Genomic DNA, 660 nt, shown 5'->3' on the forward strand with positions numbered 1-660 from the left:
AAAATATCCCTGTTCGGGTTTGGCTTTCAGCGCAAACTGGTGCGGGTATTCCGTTGCTTTTCAGGCGTTAACGGAACGTCTCGGTGGTGAGATAGCACAATATGAATTGGATCTACCACCACAGGAGGGTCGTCTTATCAGCCGTTTCTATCAGTTGAAAGCTATTGAAAAAGTTTGGCCAATAACAGAAAGTGGCCATATCGGTATGCGGTTTCGTATGCCAGTGGCTAAATGGCAACGTCTGTGTAAAAAAGAAAAAAAATTAGTGAATTATATTGTTTGAGCCACAGGTAACATTAATAGTGTACTATTGCTCGAATTAGATTTTTTTATAGAGTGGATTTCTTGCATAACCTACTGAGTGGCGCGAATTCTGCGTTACGCGATGCTCAGCATTCGTATGTACTTTTGTTTACACTGTGGTTGCAGCGCGCGGGCTTCGTACTACGACCGAGATTTCGAATAGGCGCTAAGATAAATAAAATAATCATACTATTATAATGGAGTTAAAACATGGCGTGGAATCAGCCCGGTAATAACGGACAGAACCGCGATCCCTGGGGAAGCAGTAATAATAGCGGCAACTCTGGCGGAAATAGCAATAAAAATAATCGCGATAAAAAACCGCCCGATTTTGATGCTCTATTTCGTAAGTGGAGT

The 660-nt window shown here is 42.3% G+C and carries 1 protein-coding gene and 1 pseudogene; both read left to right on the forward strand.

What is annotated here, in order from left to right:
* Positions 1–283, forward strand: a pseudogene (locus tag REG_RS14730) (ribosome rescue GTPase HflX); the annotation flags it as partial.
* 230 nt (positions 284–513) lie between these two features.
* Positions 514–660: protease modulator HflK N-terminal domain-containing protein (locus REG_RS14905; protein ID WP_039908660.1), on the forward strand; the 147-nt coding region annotated here is incomplete at its 3' end.

This window comes from Candidatus Regiella insecticola LSR1, from assembly GCF_000143625.1.
GTDB lineage: Bacteria > Pseudomonadota > Gammaproteobacteria > Enterobacterales > Enterobacteriaceae > Regiella > Regiella insecticola.